Here is a 16,095-nt window from a genome sequence, read left to right as displayed (position 1 = left end):
CTTCGATAGGTTAGGCAAGGCTTACCTAAGGAGGTCTCGGTATGGGTGACACGCAGGACTGGACGGCCGCACCCGGCGCGGCGGAACGGGCACGCTCGGTGCCGGCCGCCGCGTGGTCGTGCGCGGTGACCGCGGACGGCGTGCGCGAGGAGTACGTCGGCGCGCACTCCGTGACCGAGGACGGCGACGTCCGGCTGGCGGTGCCCGACGACAGCGGCCTGTTCGCGGCCGCTCTGTGCGCCCCGCGCCAAGAGCCCTCGGCGCTGCTGGAGTTCGCCGACGTCGCCCCCGTACCGGTGCGCAACCGCATCCGGGCCCGGCTCTATCTCTCCGGCTGGTTCGCGCCGTCCGCGGGCGCCCTGCTCTTCCGGCCCACGAGGGTGGTGCTGCGGCAGTCCTCCGGGCCGGTGGTGGTCGACCTGGACGAGTTCACCGCCGCCCGGCCCGACCCCCTCGCCGGCGCCGAGTCCCGGCTGCTCACCCATCTCGCCGACGTCCACCCGGACGCCGTCGAGCGGCTGACCCGCCTGGTGCGGCCCGAGAGCCTGCACGCCGCGACCCGGGTGGCGCCGCTCGCCGTCGACCGGCACGGACTGACCCTGCGCATCGAACGCAGCCGCACCCACGGTGACGTACGGCTGCCCTTCCACACGCCCGCGGACGACGTCGCCCAGCTCACCGAGCGCATGCACGTCCTGCTGGCGCAGGCCGGTGCCGCCGCCTGCCCCCGCGCGCTACAGCGGCACCGTGCAGACGGCGACGGGTGACGCGAACGGCTCGCCCGCCAGGCTGAGTTCGCCCCGGCCCGCATCGACGTGGAAGACGGTGACCGTGCCGGAGCGCTGGTTCGCCGCGAACAGCAGCCGGCCGTCCGGCGAGAACGCGATCTGCCGGGGGAAGTCCCCGCCCACCGGCACCGTGCCGAGCAGCCGCAGCCGGGCCCCGTCGGCGTCGACGGCGTACCGGGCGAGGCTGTTGTGCCCCCGGTTGGCGAGGAACGCGTACCGGCCGTTCGCCGTCACCAGGATCTGCGCCGGATAGTTCGTGCCGCCGCTCGCCCCCGTCGGCTGCGGCTCGCCGACGCTCAGCCGTCCGGAGCGCGGGTCGTAGGCGCAGACGGCCACGGTGTCGTCCACCTCGTTGGCGAGATACGCGTACCGGCCGCCCGGATGGAAGGCCAGATGGCGCGGTCCGGCGCCGGGCCGGGTGTGGGCCTGCGCCACCTCCGTGAGCGTGCCCTTCGCCTGGTCGAGACGGTAGGTGTGGACGGTGTCGGTGCCCAGGTCCACGGCGAGGACGTGCCCGCCGTCCGGACTCGTGACGACCTGGTGGGCGTGCGGGCCCTGCTGACCGGGGCCGGGGCCAGGGGAGGTGTGCGTGACCAGGTCGGTGCGCTCGCCCAGGGCACCCGAGGCGTCGATCGGGTGCACGGCGACACTGCCCGAGCCGTAGTTCGCGCTGAGCAGCCAGCGTCCGGTGGGATGCACCGACAGATGGCAGGGGGCCGCGCCACCGGTGCTCCGGGTGCCGAGGACCCGCCGGTCCGCGAGGCGTACGGCCGTCACCCCGCCGTCCTGCCGCTCGTCCACCACGTACAGGGTGCGGCCGTCCGGGTGCACGGTGAGATACGACGGGTCGGGAACCCCGGTGAGCGTGCCCGACCCGGTGATCCGGCCCGTCTCCGGGTCGTACCCGGCGACGCCGATGCCGGTGCCGCCGCCGTCGGCGGAGGTGTAGGTGCCCACGTACAGCGGGCGCGGGCCGGACGGCTCGCCGGGCGCGGTGGCTGGCTTCGGCCTGCTCGCCGGGGCGTGGGTGTCCGCCGGCGGGGCGGCCGTGGCCGGCACCGCCACCACGGCCGCCGTACCGGCCACGGCCCCGACGAACCGGCGTCTGGTCCAGCCGCCCCCGCGCTCCCGGCTCCCCCGGGGCGGGGGCGAGCCCCGCCCCGCCGTCCCTGCCTCCGTGTCCATGCCGCACCTCATGTCGTCGGTTGCACCGGTCGTGACAGCCACCTTGGCGCGCGTGCGCCGTCAAGGGCAAGCCGGGCAACCGGTGTTGCACACAGTGCAACCGCAGGAGAGGGGTGGCGAGGGTCTCACCACTCCCCGTCCTCGACCGGCTTTCCCGGCGCGTCCTTCAGCGGCGTCACCTGGTTGGGGGGCGGCGCCTGCCACGGGTCCAGGTCGTCCCCGAGCCACTCGCCGACCGGCTTGACCGCCTCCAGGGTCTCCGTGGGGGCGAGGTCCTCGGCGTCCGCCTCGTAGTAGTCGTACCAGGGCAGGCCCGCCCGGGTGTACGCCGCCCGGTCCACCGGCGACGGCGGGGGCGCCTCGCCGGTGATCCGGCGCCACTCCGGCGGCGTGACCAGGTGCACGAACACGCGCCCGGCCGGCTCCTCGGCCCAGTCCCCGAGCGGCCGGTCGTCCCGGTAGACCTCCTGCCGCATCGAGCCGCCCACGCCGAGTCCCATGGCCGCCGCGCGCCGTGGGGCGGCGGCCGGGGGCGGCGGAGCACCGAAGGCCGCCGCCGGCGGGGGGCCGCCGGGGGCCGCGGCGGCCATGGGCGCAGGCGCGCCGTAGCCGCCGAACGCGCCGGCCGGGCCCGGCTGCCGCGCCCGCTCCCGCTCTCGGTGTCGCCACTCGGCCAGCACGTCCTCCTTCAGCGGGAACGACTGGAGCTGGACCCCGCCCCACACCTCCTCGCCGGTGACCTGCCCCTCCACGGTCGCGCCCAGTCCCAGCGGCACGGCCACGAACTGGCGGACCGTGCCCTTGCCCGAGTTGATGCCGTCCAGCCACGGCTGGCGGGGCAGCACCACATAGTTCTGCGGGCGGCGGGACAGCCGGTCGCGCCACGGCTTGCCGGACACCGCGCACACCTTGCCCACGCCGACCTGGAGCGCGGCCGGCTCCGTCGTACCGGCGAAACTCAGCCACATCGCCTCGCGCAGATACACCGGGAGCATCACGCCGCCGCGCGCCCGCCACTGCTCCGGCACCCGGTCGGCGTGGTCGGCCACCCGCCGGATCGGGAACTCGCCCAGTCCCGGCGGCAGCGGGTGCGTGCCGCTCTCCGGCAGCCGCAGCGTACGCACGAACCGCACCGCCACCCCGCCCGGCAGCCGCAGTGTGTTCCCGTCGATCCGGACCCCGGTGCCGGTCATCCGCCCACCCCTCGCCTTACGCGCCGGCCCGCCCCGGCAGCTCCCTCACCGATAACGCTCACCGAACCCCGCGTGGTTCCGCCACAGCTCCTCCTGGACACCGAGGCGGTCGCGCAGCCAGGCCAGCCGGGGCAGCTTGGTCCGGTGCCCGCGGGAGACCCGGTCCAGCTCCTCCAGCAGCCGGCGGGCGCGGTGCTCGGTGTTCAGCTCGTCGATGATCCGGGTCGTCTCGGTCAGCACGGCCCCGAGCAGCTGCCAGTGCGCCCAGTCCTTGCGGACCTCGTCCTGGAGCAGTTCGGCCAGCCGGTCCCGGGTGCCCGCCGCCGTGTGCAGCTCGGCGGTCAGCCGGGCCTCCGCCGACTCGGCGTTCTCGCTCAGATGGGTGGTCACCAGCACCCCGAAACTGACGATGGCGTCGGCGATCTCCGACAGCAGCTGCTCCACGGTCGCCCCCACCTGGGGCGGGAACAGCTCCTCGGGCCCACGGGCCTTCGCCAGGTCCGTGAACGAGCGGGCCAGCACCCGCAGCACCACCGTGCAGATCTCCAGCGTGTCCAGACCGGTGCGCAGCACCACCCGGTGCAGCAGCCCCTCCTTGACCCGTGGATTGAGCCGCAGGCTGTCCTCGGCCTGCCGCAGCGCCGCGTCCACCTGCACGATGTCGTGGTCGAGCCGACGGGCCTCGTGCAGCCGCTCGGCCGCCCGCTCCCAGGGGGTCCGGCCGGCGGCCTCCTCACCCATCCGCAGCATCAGCTGCCGCACCCGCCGGGCCAGGTCCTCGATCGACCGGCCGGCCTCGTCGACCCACACCGGGGGCGGGAGCAGCAGGTTGCAGGCCGTCCCGACGACCGCGCCGATCAGCGTCTCCACGATCCGCGCCCACGCGGTGAACCCGACCGTGGTGACGCCGAGCACCAGCATGGCGCTGATCGCCACCTCGGCCACGTACTCGTCGACGCGCACCAGGTGCCCGACGGCCAGCGCGGCGACGATCAGCAGCGCGAGGCTCCACCAGGTCAGGCCCACCAGCACGCTGAACGCGATGGCGACCAGCACCCCGGCGACCACCGAGTTCACCCGGCGGATGCCGTTGGTGAGTGTGGCGTAGAAGGTCACCTGAACGACCAGCAGCGCGGTCAGCGGCGCGGTGAGCGGGGCGGGCTCGGGGCTCAGCCGGAGCGCGATCACGTAGGCGACCGTCGCGGCCGCGGCCGAGCGCAGCGTCTGGACGACAACCGGCTCTCGGCGGCGCGCCACCAGCCGCCGGAGCCCCATGGACCACTTTCGTACGTCGTGCATCCCTTGGCCTGTTCCCGTTCCTCGGGTGGGTCGAACGTGGCCATATGCCGACGGTTTCTGTTCGGGTCTGTCCGGGCTACTCGTACAGCTTGTCGATGAAGGCGGACAGGTTGCCCCGCGTGCGGGCGATCTGCTCCTCCAGGCTCAGGCTCTCCTCGAACCGGCCGCCGGACTCCGGGACCTTCTTGCCGCGCACGTACAGCGAACACGCCAGGTCCGTGCACATGTACAGCCCGACCGAGTTCCCCTCGCGGCCCGCCGCTCCCGCCTTGCGCGCGGTCATCAGCGAGACGCCGCCACCCGGATGCGTGGTCAGACAGACCGAGCACATGCTGCGGTGCAGGAAGCCGCGCTGCGAGGCCGGGAAGCGCAGGGTGACACCGGCGAGCCGGCCCTCCCGTTCGGTGACCAGATAGCTGCGGTCGGGTGCCCCGGGATCGCGCCAGCCGAGGAAGTCCAGGTCGTCCCACGGCCGTTCCCCGAGATCCCGTGGGACCGCCAGTCGCTTGGCCTCGCCCTTGGAGCAGTTGACGAACGAGTTGCGGATGTCCTGCTCGGTGAGCGATCTCATGGCGGAGTCCTTCCGGATTCAGGGAGTGCGAGCCTAGAGGGTCTAGGTTCATGCCTAGCCTAATTAGCAAGGCTGGGGAGGGCCAACGGATTTCCGGGCGCCTCGGACGCCTCTGCCGGCGGGGGCCCGCTGCCGGTATCGGCTACTCCGCGGTGGGCCTCGGCTCCGGTGGCCACACGTCCGGGAGCAGCACGCCGAGGGCGTAGGCGCGGGCGATCAGTTCGGTGCGGTTGGTCGCGCCCCAGCAGGCCGACAGGCGGCGGAGGTGGTAGGCGACGCCGTCTTTGCTGAGGCCCAGTTCACGGGCGGCGCGGGCGGTGGTGGCACCGCCGGCCAGCAGGGCCAGTACCCGCCGCTCCGCCTCGGTGGTCCGCACCGGCTCCGGCTCCTGAGCGGGGCGCTCGCCCAGCAGCTGCAGCATCACCAGCAGCGCCGGCGTCGCCTCCACGCTGTCGCTCACCGGATCCGCCGTCAGCTCCCCGTACCGCTCGGCCCCGCCGGGCGCCCGCCAGCACACCGACACCTGGTAGCGGGAGCGGTGTCGCAGCCGCAGCGCCTCGGCGATCCGCTCGACCTGGGTGGCCTCCTGCGGTCGGAACAGTTCCAGCACCTGCCGGCCGCGCAGCCGGCCCGGCGTCGTACCGCACTCCGCGGCCATGGCCGGGTTCGCCAGTACCACCTGGCCGTACACATCGCACACCGCCACCGGTACCGACACCCGGTCGAACAACGTGAGCGCACGGTTGCACCACACCACGGCGTCCGCCCGCTCCGCTTCCATCACACCTCCCGGCCCGCCCGCCATCCAAAAGGAAGAGGCAGGTCAGCGGCAACTTGGCGGCCCGGACGTCAGCGCCATGCCCCCTCCACGTCGGCCGTTCAGCAGCTCCGGCACCGAGGCACCGCTCAGCCCCAGCGCGGCGGCGATCTCCGTCTGCGACGCCCCGCAGGCGCGCACCGGGCGATGGAGTTCCGCGCGGAAGTCCGCGACGGGACCCGCCGCTGCCACGGCCGACTCCCCACTCCCTTCGCATACGGCTCGCCGGAGTTCTTCGCAGCGTAGGGCCTGGCCGGGGCCGGCGCGGGGAGTTCGGCACTCGGCCCCGGCCCGCGCAAGTCCCACCGCCCACTTTCCACTGCACGATCGTGTAGTGCGATGGCGCGGGCCGGCCTGCCCGTCGACCACTCTGGAATGCAGTACTCCGCTACCGCGAAAGGCAGTTCTCGCGTCATGCCCCCCACCGCACTGCACCCCGAGCCGGCCGGCACCCTGCCCGGCATCCCCGTCGTCGACATCACCGCCACCGGTCCCGGCCCGACCCCGATCCAGCAGGTCATGGAGCTGATGCGGGCCCACGGCCCGGTGCTGGCGCGCCGGCTGCACGGCCGGGACGTGACGTTCGTCGCCGACGCGGACCTGGTCGCCGACCTGGCCGACGAGGAGCGCTTCGCCAAACACATCGGGCCCGCCCTGGAGAACGTACGGGAGTTCGCCGCCGACGGCCTGTTCACGGCATACAACGACGAACCCAACTGGGCCAAGGCACACGACATCCTGATGCCCGCCTTCGCGCTCGGCTCGATGCGCACCTACCACCCCGTGATGCTGAAGGTGTCCCGCCGGCTCATCGACTCCTGGGACCGCGCGGCACGGGCCGGACAGCCCGTCGACGTGCCCGGCGACATGACCCGCATGACGCTCGACACCATCGGACTGGCCGGATTCGACTACGACTTCGGCTCCTTCGCGCGCGACGAGCCGCACCCGTTCGTGGAGTCCATGGTCCGCTGCCTGGAGTGGAGCATGACCCGCCTGGCCCGCACCCCGGGCACGGATCACTCGGCGGCCGACGCGGCCTTCCGGGAGGACGCCGACCATCTGGCGCGGGTCGTGGACGATGTCATCGCCGCCCGCGCGGGCACCGACCAGAGCGGTGCCGAGGACCTGCTCGGGCTGATGCTCAGCGCCCCGCACCCCGCCGACGGCAGCACCCTGGACGCGGCCAACATCCGCAACCAGGTCATCACCTTCCTGATCGCCGGCCACGAGACCACCTCCGGGGCGATGTCCTTCGCGCTGTACTACCTCGCCAAGCACCCCGCCGTACTCCGGCTCGTGCAGCGCGAGGCCGACGCGCTGTGGGGTGACACCCCCGACCCGGAGCCGACGTACGACGACATCGGCCGCCTCACCTACACCCGTCAGGTGCTCAACGAGGCGCTGCGGCTGTGGCCGACGGCCGCCGCGTTCAGCCGGCACGCCCGCGAGGACACCCTGCTCGGCGGCCGGATCCCGCTGCGCGCCGGCCAGGCCGTCACCGTGCTCGCGCCGATGCTGCACCGGCAGCCCGTGTGGGGCGACAACCCGGAGCTGTTCGACCCCGAGCGGTTCACCCCCGAGGCCGAGGCGGCCCGCCCGGTGCACGCCTTCAAACCGTTCGGCACCGGTGAACGCGCCTGCATCGGGCGGCAGTTCGCGCTGCACGAGGCGACCATGCTGCTCGCCCTGCTGGTGCACCGCTACCGGCTGCACGACCACGCCGGCTACCGGCTGACCGTGAAGGAGACCCTCACCCTCAAGCCGGAGGGCTTCACCCTCACACTCACCCCGCGCACCCCCGCCGACCGCGTGCACGCCCCGCTGCCCGGCACCGCCCCCGCCCCGGCCGCGGGCACCCCGGCCCCGGACGCCCTGCCGGCCCGGGTCCGCCCCCGCACCAGCGCCCTCTTCCTGCACGGCAGCAACTACGGCACCTGCCGGGACTTCGCCGCCCAGCTCGCCGACGAGGCCGCGGCCGTCGGCTGCGCCACCGAGGTCGCCGCCCTGGACGCCTACGCGGACGGCCTGCCCACCGACCGGCCCGTCGTCATCGCCGCCGCCTCCTACAACGGCCGCCCCACCGACGACGCCGTCGCCTTCACCGCCTGGCTCGACGGCACCCCCGACCTGACCGGCGTGACCTACGCCGTCCTCGGCGTCGGCGACCGCAACTGGGCCGCCACCTACCAGCAGGTCCCCACCCGCGTCGACGCCCGCCTCGCCGAACTCGGCGCCACCCGGCTCACCGACCGCGCCGCCGCCGACGCCTCCGGTGATCTCACCGGCGCGGTACGGGAGTTCACGACCCGGCTGCGCACCGCGCTCCTGACGGAGTACGGCGACCCGGACGCCACGCACGGCGCCACGGCCGGGCCCGGCCATGCCTACGAGGTCCGCACGCTGACCGGCGGCCCGCTGGACGCCGCCGCCGAACGGCACGGCCTCGTCCCGATGACGGTCACCGAGGCGTACGACCTCACCGCGCCGGACCACCCGCGCACCAAGCGGTTCCTGCGCATCGCCCTGCCCGAGGGCGTCACCTACCGCACCGCCGACCATCTGACCGTGCTGCCAACCAACGCCCCGGACCTCGTGGACCGTGCCGTCGCCGCGTTCGGCCTCGACGCCGACGCCGTCCTGGACATCCGCGCCACCCGCCCGCGCCGCGACGGCCTCGCCGTGGATCGTCCGCTGACGGTACGTCAACTTCTGGCACACCACGTCGAATTGCAGGAGCGGCCGACAGCCCGGCAGCTGGCCCTCCTCGCCGAGGCCAACCCCTGCCCGCCCGAGCGCGCCGCCCTCGCCGCCCTGCCCGGCGACGACCCGCGCACCCTGGTGGAGCTGGCCGAGGACCAACCCGCCCTGCGCGGCGCCCTCGACTGGCCGCTCCTGCTCGACCTGCTGACCCCGCTGCGGCCCCGCCACTACTCCCTGTCCTCCTCGCCGGCGGCCGACCCGCGCCACGCGGACCTCATGGTCTCGGTGCTCGACGCTCCCGCCCGCTCCGGCCGGGGCCGCTACCGGGGCACCGGCTCCGGCCACCTCGCCTCCCTCCGTCCCGGCGACACTGTGTACGCCCGCGTCCAGCCCTGCCGCGAGGCCTTCCGGATCGACGGTTCGGCACCGGTCGTGATGGTCGCCGCGGGCACCGGACTCGCCCCGTTCCGGGGTGCCGTCGCCGACCGCCTCGCCGCCCGCCGCGCGGGCACCCGACTCCCGTCGGCCATCCTCTATTTCGGCTGCGACGCACCCGACGCCGACTTCCTGCACGCCGACGAGCTGCGGGCCGCCGAACGGGCCGGCGCGGTGTCACTGCGCCCGGCCTTCAGCGCCGCGCCCGAGAACGGGGCCGCCTTCGTCCAGCACCGCATCGCCGCCGAGGCCGACGAGGTGTGGCGGCTGCTGACCGCCGGGGCCCGGGTGTACGTCTGCGGCGACGGCGCCCGTATGGCCCCCGGCGTCCGCGCGGCCTTCCGTACCCTGTACCGGGAACGCACACCCGGGGCCGACGAGGCCGCGGCCGAGCGGTGGCTCGACACGCTGGTGGCGGACGGGCGTTATGTGGAGGACGTGTACGCGGCGGGCTGAGCCGCGGAGGAGGGGGCACGGTGGGGGACTCGAAAGAGTGCATGGTGGCCGGCCGGGGCGGGCACCCCGCCCGCCCCGGCCGGCCACCATGGGCCCCTCGGCGGCGCCACGTAGACCGGGGCGCGGGAGACCGTGGACCCGGAGCGTGGCGCCGCGTTGGACGAGATCCCGCCACTGCGTCTTAGCTCACAGCGTGAACTAAGGCTTGGGGGAATCTCGCGCACCGACTGCCCGAAGGGGTATGTTGCAGGTCGGGGACAGTTCGTGAAGGGAGCCACATGGCGGGGCGCAACGGTCGCACGGTACGCGACCTGAGACGAGGCAACCGCACGGCGGTGCTCCAGCGGCTGTACTTCGACGGTCCGCTCAGCCGTTTCGAGCTGGGCCCGGCCACCGGACTCAGTTCCGGCTCGGTCAGCAACGTCGTCGCGGACCTGATCGCCGACGGACTGGTCGAGGAGGCCGGCAGCGTCGACTCCGACGGTGGCCGGCCCCGCACCCTGCTGCGCGTCGCCCCGCACAGCGGCCAGATGATCGGCGTCGACGTCGGCGAGACCCGGGTCCGCGTCGAGCTGTTCGACCTGGCCCTCACCGAACTCGCCCGCGTGGAGCGTCCGTTGACTGCGCAGGGCTACGACGTCGAGGTCATCGCCGGCCATATCCGCGAGGGCGTCGCCGAGGTCCTCACCGCCGAAGAGGCCGCTGTCGACCGGCTGCTCGGTGTCGGCGTCGGTGTCCCCGGCATCGTCGAGCACACCCCGGACCGGGGGGCCGTGGTCCACGGGCAGACCATCGGCTGGGACGCGGTCCCGCTGGAGCAGCTGCTCCGTTCCTCCTCCCCACTCCCCGAGGAGGTGCCGTACCTCATCGACAACGGCGCCAAGACGCTCGGCCAGGCCGAGATGTGGTTCGGCGCCGGGCGCGGCGCCCGCAACGCCGTGGTCGTGCTCTTCGGCTCCGGTGTCGGTGCCTGCCTGGTCACCCCCGAGGTGGAGCACGGGCGGGCCGTGGAGTGGGGTCATCTGACGGTCCGGGTGCGCGGGCGCCGCTGCCGCTGCGGCGCCCCCGGCTGCCTGGAGGCGTACGCGGGCGCCGAGTCGCTGTTGGCGCGCTGGCGCGAGGAGGGCGGACGGCCGCCGGAGAACGCCGACGAGGAGACCGCGCTCACCGCGATGCTGGCCGCGGCCTACCCGGCCGACGGCGGTGAGCCCGACCCGGTGGCACTGGCCGTCCTGGAGGAGACCGCCGAGTATCTCGGCGCCGGCCTGTCCGACCTGATCAACCTCTTCCAGCCGGAGCGGATCCTCATCGGCGGCTGGGCGGGACTCCAGCTCGGCACACGCTTCCTGCCCGCGGTGCGCCGGCACGCGGCGACGTACGCCCTGCGTCACCCGGCCGACAAGGTGACCATCGACCTCGGCCGGCTCGGCCCCGACGCGGTCACCGTCGGCGCCGCGATCCTGCCGCTGGCCGACTTCTTCGCCAGCGGCGGCCGCCGTCCCGAACCAGCCACCCAGGACCCCCTGCCCGCCTGGCGAACAGCCCTCCAGGAACGCACCCCGCACTGACTTCCACCCCGTGGACCGCCCGCGCGGTCACCGCCCCCGCCGGACCGGCCCTCAGGCCGACGGTTCGTCCGGGGTCGGGTGTTCCGGGTGGATCGTGCCGGGGCGGGGTGTGCCGCGGGGGCCGGTGCCGGACTCGTCCGTGTCCGGGACGGTGTCCTCGTCCGGCTCGTCGCCGACCCTGGAACCGGGGGTGACGTCCCATCGGTCGTTCCCGGAACCGGCCTGCTGGTCGGGCAGGTCCCTCGGCACCGGCGTCTCGTCGCGCCCGGCCGCAGAGCCGGGTTCCTCCTGGCTGCGCTCGGCCATGGTGTTTTCTCCGCTCCTTCGTAGGTTCGGGCGTGGGCCCGCTCAGCCGACCTTGCGTCCCCGCATCGGCTCGGTCTCCATCCCGCCGCCCTTCTGGAGGCCGTCCAGGAACTCCCGGACGACCTCGGTCGCCGTGCGCCGGGGCTGCCAGCCCAGCTCGGCGTGTGCCCGCCCGCAGTCCATCAGCGGCAGCCGCAGCACCGCGTCGAACAGATGCGGGGAGGCGGGCAGCAGATGCAGCCCCCAGGCGGCGGCGATCGCCGACCGGGCCGCCGCACGCGGCAGCCGCACCGGCCGGGCGCCGAGCAGCTCGGCGAGCACGCCGGCGTCGAGCGGGGGATCGGCGGCCAGGTTGAAGGCGCCCCGGGCGGTGTCCGCGTACAGGGCGAGCCGGTACGCCTCGGCGGCGTCGTCCGTGTGCAGCGCCTGCACCCGCAGTCCCGGGATGTCCGGCAGGAACGGCAGCAGCTCGGGCCGGGCCAGCGGACCGGGCAGGAAGCGCCCGCCGAAGATCCGCCGCTGCTCGCTCGCCGACTCCCATTTGAACAGGAATGCCGGCCGCATGCGGACCACCCGCACCTCGGGGTGGTCGCGTTCGAACACGTCCAGCGTGCGCTCCAGATAGGCCTTCTCCCGGCAGTACGCGGCGTCCGGCCAGCCGTGCGTCGGCCAGGACTCGTCCACCGTGTGGTCCTTCGGCCCCGGCGAGTACGCCCCGACGGAGGAGGCGTGCACCAGCACCGGCACCCGCGCCGCGGCGACCGCCTCGAACACCCGGATGCCACCGAGCACGTTGGTCCGCCAGGTGGTGGCCGGATCGTGCGTCGGCTGGAACGCCCAGGCCAGATGGATCACAGCGTCGGCTCCCTCGAACCGCTCCGCGAGCTTCGCCCCGTCCGTGGCCAGGTCGACGGCGGACCACTCGGTCTTCGGCGGCGCCCATTCGGGCGTCCGCCGGGCCAGGCCCCGTACCGACTTGATCCCGGGATCCTCCGAGAGCAGACGCACCACGCTCGTCCCGACATTGCCGGTGGCGCCTGTCACGACGACCCTGCTGCCCGCTGAGCTGCTCACCTTCGGCTCCTTCCGTCCTCGCGGCGGAGGCTGCGACGACCGGCCGGGTACCCGGGGCCCTCGCCCGCACACGCGGCAGCGTCCGCCCGCGGTGCAGCGTCCGGCCGCGGAGCAGCGCCCGCCCGTGCGGCAGTGCCCGCCCGTGCGGCGGTGCCCGCTCGCGGGGCATGGAAAAGCCCCGGTCGTGACGGGGGACTCACGACCGGGGCGGTCACATGGTGGGCGCGGACGGCGGTCGCCTCGCGGCGAAAGGCTCCACAGGGCTTCAGCCGAACGATCGTCCCTGTGGGCAAAAGGTGAGGCCCGGGGACCCTGTCCCCTCCGCACCCACGTTTTGTGCAACGGGCAACCACCCCGGGGTGTTCCGTCCGCACTTGTGACGCATGCCACCCTCGGTGATGCTCAGGCCAGCGGGCTCCCGGGGAGTCGTTCCAGCAGATCCGCGGGATCGGCGTAGATCGCCTCCGCCCCGGCCTCCTCCAGGTCGGCCCGGGGTATCCCGCCGCACAGCAGGCCCACACAGCGCACCCCCGCCGTGCTGCCCGCCCGCATGTCCCACACGGTGTCCCCGACGAACACCGCCCGCGATGCCGGAACCCCGGCCAGCTCCAGGGCGTGCTGCACGGGCTCCGGGGCGGGCTTGCCCTCCTGTACGTCCTCGGCACTCGCCGTGCCCGCGATGGCGTCGTCCGCGTCGATCGCCCGGCGCAGCGCACCCAGCTCGGAGCCGCTCGCCGAGGTGGCCAGCACCACCGCCCAGCCGTCCCGGTGCAGTCGGCGCAGCAGCTTCCCGGCCCCCGGTAGAGGGCGGAGCCGGTCGAAGTACTGGCCGTACAGCGTCTTGTGCGCGTCGCTCAGCTGGGCGTCCCGCTCCGTGTCGCGGTCCTCGCCCAGCAGGTGGGCGATCAGGTCCGTGGAGCCGAGGCCGACGGCCCGGTGGACGGCGTGCATGGGCACGTCGTGGCCCGCCTGGCGGAACGCCTCCCACCAGGTCACGACGTGCAGGTGGTTGGTGTCGACGAGGGTTCCGTCGACGTCGAAGACGGCGGCACGATCCATCCGCGGTCCCTTCTCCCGCCCATCCGGGGTTCCTGGTCCTTGTCACGTCCGATCCGGGTTGCCGGTCAGGCCCGGTCCTGGGACCGGGTACCACGCCCCGATCCCGCCACGCGTGCCGGCAGACGGCCCTCCCGCGTCCACGCCAGCAGTTCGTCCGCCGACCACGTGGTCACCACCCGCTCGGCGGGCACCCCGCACTCCTCCGCCCGGGCGCAGCCGAGGATCTGCCAGTCCAGCTGGCCCGGAGCGTGCGCGTCGGTGTCGATCGAGAACAGCACCCCGGCCGCCACGGCCTTGCGCAGCAGCCGCCGGGGCGGATCCAGCCGCTCGGGCCGGCTGTTGATCTCCACCGCCGTGCCCGACTCGGCGCACGCGGCGAACACCTCGTCCGCGTCGAACTGCGACTCCGGCCGCCCCCGGCCCGTCACCAGGCGCCCGGTGCAGTGCCCGAGGACGTCGGCGTGCGGATCGCGCACCGCGGCCACCATCCGGCGGGTCATGGACCGCGCGTCCATCCGCAGCTTGGAGTGGACCGACACCACGACCACGTCCAGCTGCGCCAGCAGCTCCGGTTCCTGGTCCAGCGAGCCGTCCTCGAGGATGTCGCACTCGATGCCGGTGAGCAGCCGGAACGGCGCCCACCGGGCGTTCAGCTCCGCCACCACCGCGAGCTGTTCGCGCAGCCGCTCGGGGGACAGCCCGCGGGCCACGGTCAGTCGGGGGGAGTGATCGGTGAGCGCCGTCCACTCATGGCCCAGCTCGGCGGCCGCCCGCCCCATCTCCTCGATCGGGCTGCCCCCGTCGGACCAGTCCGAGTGCGTGTGGCAGTCCCCGCGCAGCAGCGCCCGCAGCTCGGCACCGGCCCCCTTTGGACCGGCCGACGCACCGGCCTCCTCCTCCAGCCGGCGCAGATACCCGGGCATCTCACCGGCCAGCGCCTCCCGCACGACCTGGGCGGTCTTGGGCCCGACCCCTTTCAGCGACTCCAGCGTCCCGGACGCGGCCCGCTCGGCGATCTCCTCTCCGGGCAGCGCGGCAAGCACCCGGGAGGCGGTACGGAAGGCCCGTACCCGGTAGGTGGGCGCGAGTGCCCGCTCCAGCAGGAACGCGATCCGGTCGAGGGCGGCGACGGGGTCCATGGGAACCAAGGTTGCATCAGCGCCCCGCAAGGGGCGCGGGGAACTGCGCGACCCGCAGCGTGCCACCCGCCACCCGCCACCCGCCACCCGCCGCCACCCGCCACCCGCAACGCGCCCCGGCCCCTGCGCCGGGAACCCGTTTTGCCCACACCACCATCGGGTACTGCGATGACTCGTCCACGTACGCACCGCGAGGAGACGAGCCATGCCCAGCCCAGCACCGCAGCGAACGGCGTTGATCACCGGCGCGGACTCCGGCATCGGCCGTGCCACCGCCGTACGGCTGGCCGAGGCGGGTCTGGACGTCGGCATCACCTGGCACTCCGACGAGAAGGGCGCCGAGGAGACGGCGGCGGAGGTCCGCTCCCACGGCCGCCGGGCCGAGGTGGCGCAGCTGGACCTGACCCGGCTGCCCGAGGCCGCCGACACCGTGGACGAGCTCTGCGCCGAGCTGGGCCGGATCGACGTGTTCGTGAACAACGCCGGTACGGGCACCATGACCCCCTACCTCGACCTGACCCTTGCGGATGTGCGACGGGTCCTGGACGTCGACCTCGTCGGCCCCTTCCTGTGCGGGCAGCGGGTCGCGCGGCGCATGATCGCGCAGGGCGACGGCGGCCGGATCGTCAACGTGACCTCCGTGCACGAGCACCAGCCCCGGGTCGGCGCGGCCCCGTACTGCGCGGCCAAGGGCGGGCTCGGTCTGCTCACCCAGGTGATGGCCCTGGAGCTGGCCGAGTACGGCATCACGGTGAACGCGGTCGCGCCGGGCGAGATCGCCACCCCGATGACCGGACAGGAGAACACGGACGTGCACGCCGAGCGCCGCCCCGGCGTGCCGCTCGGGCGGCCCGGCGACGCCCGGGAGGTGGCCGCCGTGATCGCCTTCCTGGCGAGCCCGGACGCCTCGTACGTCACCGGCGCCTCCTGGACCGTCGACGGCGGCATGCTCCGCATGGGCCCGCAGGCCGGCTCCCATCTGACCAGCGACGACTGGCGCCGTCCCTGAGGCCTCGGTGAGGCTGCGGGCCGGCTCCTGCGCCGGCCCCGGCCTCGTACGGCGACCCGAAGGTCTTCGAGCTGTTCGCGCAGGGTACGACCGTCGCCTCCGTGCTCACCCGGCTGGGCGAACACGGGGGCTTCGGGCGTCCCGCCACGCAGGGAGCCGTCGAGGCGGCGGTTCTCGATCTTCTGGACGGCTCCGGTGGATGACCCGTCCGGGCGGGTTGCGTTCTACCCTCGATGACATGACCGAACAAGCAGCTCCGCACATCTCCCATCCGCGGGTCCTGGTCCACGGTGTGTGCCCGGGCAGGCCGGGCGAGCCGCCGTTCCGGATCATGGAGATCGACGGTCAGGTGGTCGGTGAGGCCAGGACCGTCACCGACGTGCTGGAGGCGGCCGCCTCCTTCGGCATCACCATCCACGACCTGGACGACCCGGACGTGGTCCGCTTCGTGGGCGGGGACAAGTACACCTGGAAGCTGCACTGAACCGACGGC

The 16,095-nt window shown here is 74.1% G+C and carries 15 protein-coding genes; 5 read left to right on the top strand and 10 right to left on the bottom strand.

Going from position 1 to position 16,095, the window contains the following annotated elements; genetic code table 11:
* The first annotated feature begins 41 nt into the window (after positions 1–41).
* Positions 42–767 (top strand): DUF2470 domain-containing protein, encoded by a 726-nt coding sequence (locus tag ACZ7DL_RS12420; RefSeq protein WP_470773748.1) that lies wholly within the window; start codon positions 42–44, stop codon positions 765–767.
* Here the strand turns inward: ACZ7DL_RS12420 and ACZ7DL_RS12415 are convergent.
* From ACZ7DL_RS12415 to ACZ7DL_RS12390, 6 genes are all read right to left on the bottom strand, one after another.
* A complete protein-coding gene (locus ACZ7DL_RS12415; RefSeq protein ID WP_470773746.1) occupies positions 735–1,973 on the bottom strand; it encodes a lactonase family protein in 1,239 nt (412 codons plus the stop codon). The two genes, ACZ7DL_RS12420 and ACZ7DL_RS12415, sit on opposite strands and share 33 nt — an antisense overlap.
* Before the next feature lie 125 nt (positions 1,974–2,098).
* A complete protein-coding gene (locus ACZ7DL_RS12410) occupies positions 2,099–3,166 on the bottom strand; it encodes a hypothetical protein (RefSeq protein WP_470773745.1) in 1,068 nt (355 codons plus the stop codon).
* A gap of 45 nt (positions 3,167–3,211) precedes the next feature.
* Positions 3,212–4,465: an FUSC family protein gene (locus ACZ7DL_RS12405; RefSeq protein ID WP_470773744.1), complete on the bottom strand. Its 1,254-nt coding sequence runs from the start codon at positions 4,463–4,465 to the stop codon at positions 3,212–3,214.
* Between the two features lie 76 nt (positions 4,466–4,541).
* On the bottom strand, positions 4,542–5,036 hold the full coding sequence (locus tag ACZ7DL_RS12400) for an FBP domain-containing protein (RefSeq protein ID WP_470773743.1): 495 nt from the start codon (positions 5,034–5,036) through the stop codon (positions 4,542–4,544).
* 142 nt (positions 5,037–5,178) lie between these two features.
* A complete protein-coding gene (locus tag ACZ7DL_RS12395) occupies positions 5,179–5,817 on the bottom strand; it encodes a PAS domain-containing protein (RefSeq protein ID WP_470773741.1) in 639 nt (212 codons plus the stop codon).
* 42 nt (positions 5,818–5,859) lie between these two features.
* A complete protein-coding gene (locus tag ACZ7DL_RS12390) occupies positions 5,860–6,045 on the bottom strand; it encodes a hypothetical protein (RefSeq protein WP_470773740.1) in 186 nt (61 codons plus the stop codon).
* Positions 6,046–6,267: 222 nt separating this feature from the next.
* Between ACZ7DL_RS12390 and ACZ7DL_RS12385 the strand changes: the two genes are divergently transcribed.
* Positions 6,268–9,447 carry a bifunctional cytochrome P450/NADPH--P450 reductase gene (locus ACZ7DL_RS12385; protein ID WP_470773739.1) on the top strand — a complete coding sequence of 1,060 codons (3,180 nt, stop codon included), beginning with the start codon at positions 6,268–6,270 and terminating at the stop codon, positions 9,445–9,447.
* A gap of 278 nt (positions 9,448–9,725) precedes the next feature.
* Positions 9,726–11,015, top strand: coding sequence for an ROK family protein (locus ACZ7DL_RS12380; protein WP_470773738.1), 1,290 nt, complete (start codon positions 9,726–9,728; stop codon positions 11,013–11,015).
* 51 nt (positions 11,016–11,066) lie between these two features.
* On the opposite strand, the gene ACZ7DL_RS12375 is transcribed toward ACZ7DL_RS12380, so the two are convergent.
* From ACZ7DL_RS12375 to ACZ7DL_RS12360, 4 genes are all read right to left on the bottom strand, one after another.
* The gene (locus ACZ7DL_RS12375; protein ID WP_470773737.1) at positions 11,067–11,321 is read right to left on the bottom strand and encodes a hypothetical protein; all 255 of its coding nucleotides are present in this window, start codon (positions 11,319–11,321) and stop codon (positions 11,067–11,069) included.
* Between the two features lie 42 nt (positions 11,322–11,363).
* Positions 11,364–12,395, bottom strand: a complete 1,032-nt coding sequence (locus ACZ7DL_RS12370) for an SDR family oxidoreductase (RefSeq protein WP_470773736.1) — start codon at positions 12,393–12,395, stop codon at positions 11,364–11,366.
* Between the two features lie 402 nt (positions 12,396–12,797).
* On the bottom strand, positions 12,798–13,454 hold the full coding sequence (locus ACZ7DL_RS12365) for an HAD family hydrolase (RefSeq protein WP_470773735.1): 657 nt from the start codon (positions 13,452–13,454) through the stop codon (positions 12,798–12,800).
* A gap of 65 nt (positions 13,455–13,519) precedes the next feature.
* A complete protein-coding gene (locus ACZ7DL_RS12360) occupies positions 13,520–14,593 on the bottom strand; it encodes a PHP domain-containing protein (protein WP_470773734.1) in 1,074 nt (357 codons plus the stop codon).
* A 205-nt stretch (positions 14,594–14,798) separates the two neighbouring features.
* Here ACZ7DL_RS12360 and ACZ7DL_RS12355 point away from each other — a divergent pair, with 205 nt between their 5' ends.
* Together ACZ7DL_RS12355 and ACZ7DL_RS12350 are read left to right on the top strand one after the other, a co-directional pair.
* Positions 14,799–15,602: an SDR family oxidoreductase gene (locus ACZ7DL_RS12355; RefSeq protein WP_470773732.1), complete on the top strand. Its 804-nt coding sequence runs from the start codon at positions 14,799–14,801 to the stop codon at positions 15,600–15,602.
* Positions 15,603–15,840: 238 nt separating this feature from the next.
* Entirely contained in the window at positions 15,841–16,086 is a 246-nt protein-coding gene (locus tag ACZ7DL_RS12350; protein ID WP_470773731.1) for a hypothetical protein, read from the top strand.
* The last annotated feature ends 9 nt before the right edge of the window (positions 16,087–16,095 follow it).

It is taken from the genome of Streptomyces sp. NPDC036984 (assembly GCF_055607665.1).
This window is presented reverse-complemented; position numbering and strand designations above follow the sequence as displayed.

Coding starts and splice junctions, on each gene's coding strand:
- ACZ7DL_RS12350 (WP_470773731.1), top strand. CDS start 15,841: ATGACCGAACAAGCAGCTCCGCACATCTCCCATCCGCGGGTCCTGGTC.
- ACZ7DL_RS12405 (WP_470773744.1), bottom strand. CDS start 4,465: ATGCACGACGTACGAAAGTGGTCCATGGGGCTCCGGCGGCTGGTGGCG.
- ACZ7DL_RS12355 (WP_470773732.1), top strand. CDS start 14,799: ATGCCCAGCCCAGCACCGCAGCGAACGGCGTTGATCACCGGCGCGGAC.
- ACZ7DL_RS12385 (WP_470773739.1), top strand. CDS start 6,268: ATGCCCCCCACCGCACTGCACCCCGAGCCGGCCGGCACCCTGCCCGGC.
- ACZ7DL_RS12410 (WP_470773745.1), bottom strand. CDS start 3,166: ATGACCGGCACCGGGGTCCGGATCGACGGGAACACACTGCGGCTGCCG.
- ACZ7DL_RS12360 (WP_470773734.1), bottom strand. CDS start 14,593: ATGGACCCCGTCGCCGCCCTCGACCGGATCGCGTTCCTGCTGGAGCGG.
- ACZ7DL_RS12420 (WP_470773748.1), top strand. CDS start 42: ATGGGTGACACGCAGGACTGGACGGCCGCACCCGGCGCGGCGGAACGG.
- ACZ7DL_RS12380 (WP_470773738.1), top strand. CDS start 9,726: ATGGCGGGGCGCAACGGTCGCACGGTACGCGACCTGAGACGAGGCAAC.
- ACZ7DL_RS12400 (WP_470773743.1), bottom strand. CDS start 5,036: ATGAGATCGCTCACCGAGCAGGACATCCGCAACTCGTTCGTCAACTGC.
- ACZ7DL_RS12375 (WP_470773737.1), bottom strand. CDS start 11,321: ATGGCCGAGCGCAGCCAGGAGGAACCCGGCTCTGCGGCCGGGCGCGAC.
- ACZ7DL_RS12365 (WP_470773735.1), bottom strand. CDS start 13,454: ATGGATCGTGCCGCCGTCTTCGACGTCGACGGAACCCTCGTCGACACC.
- ACZ7DL_RS12395 (WP_470773741.1), bottom strand. CDS start 5,817: ATGGAAGCGGAGCGGGCGGACGCCGTGGTGTGGTGCAACCGTGCGCTC.
- ACZ7DL_RS12415 (WP_470773746.1), bottom strand. CDS start 1,973: ATGGACACGGAGGCAGGGACGGCGGGGCGGGGCTCGCCCCCGCCCCGG.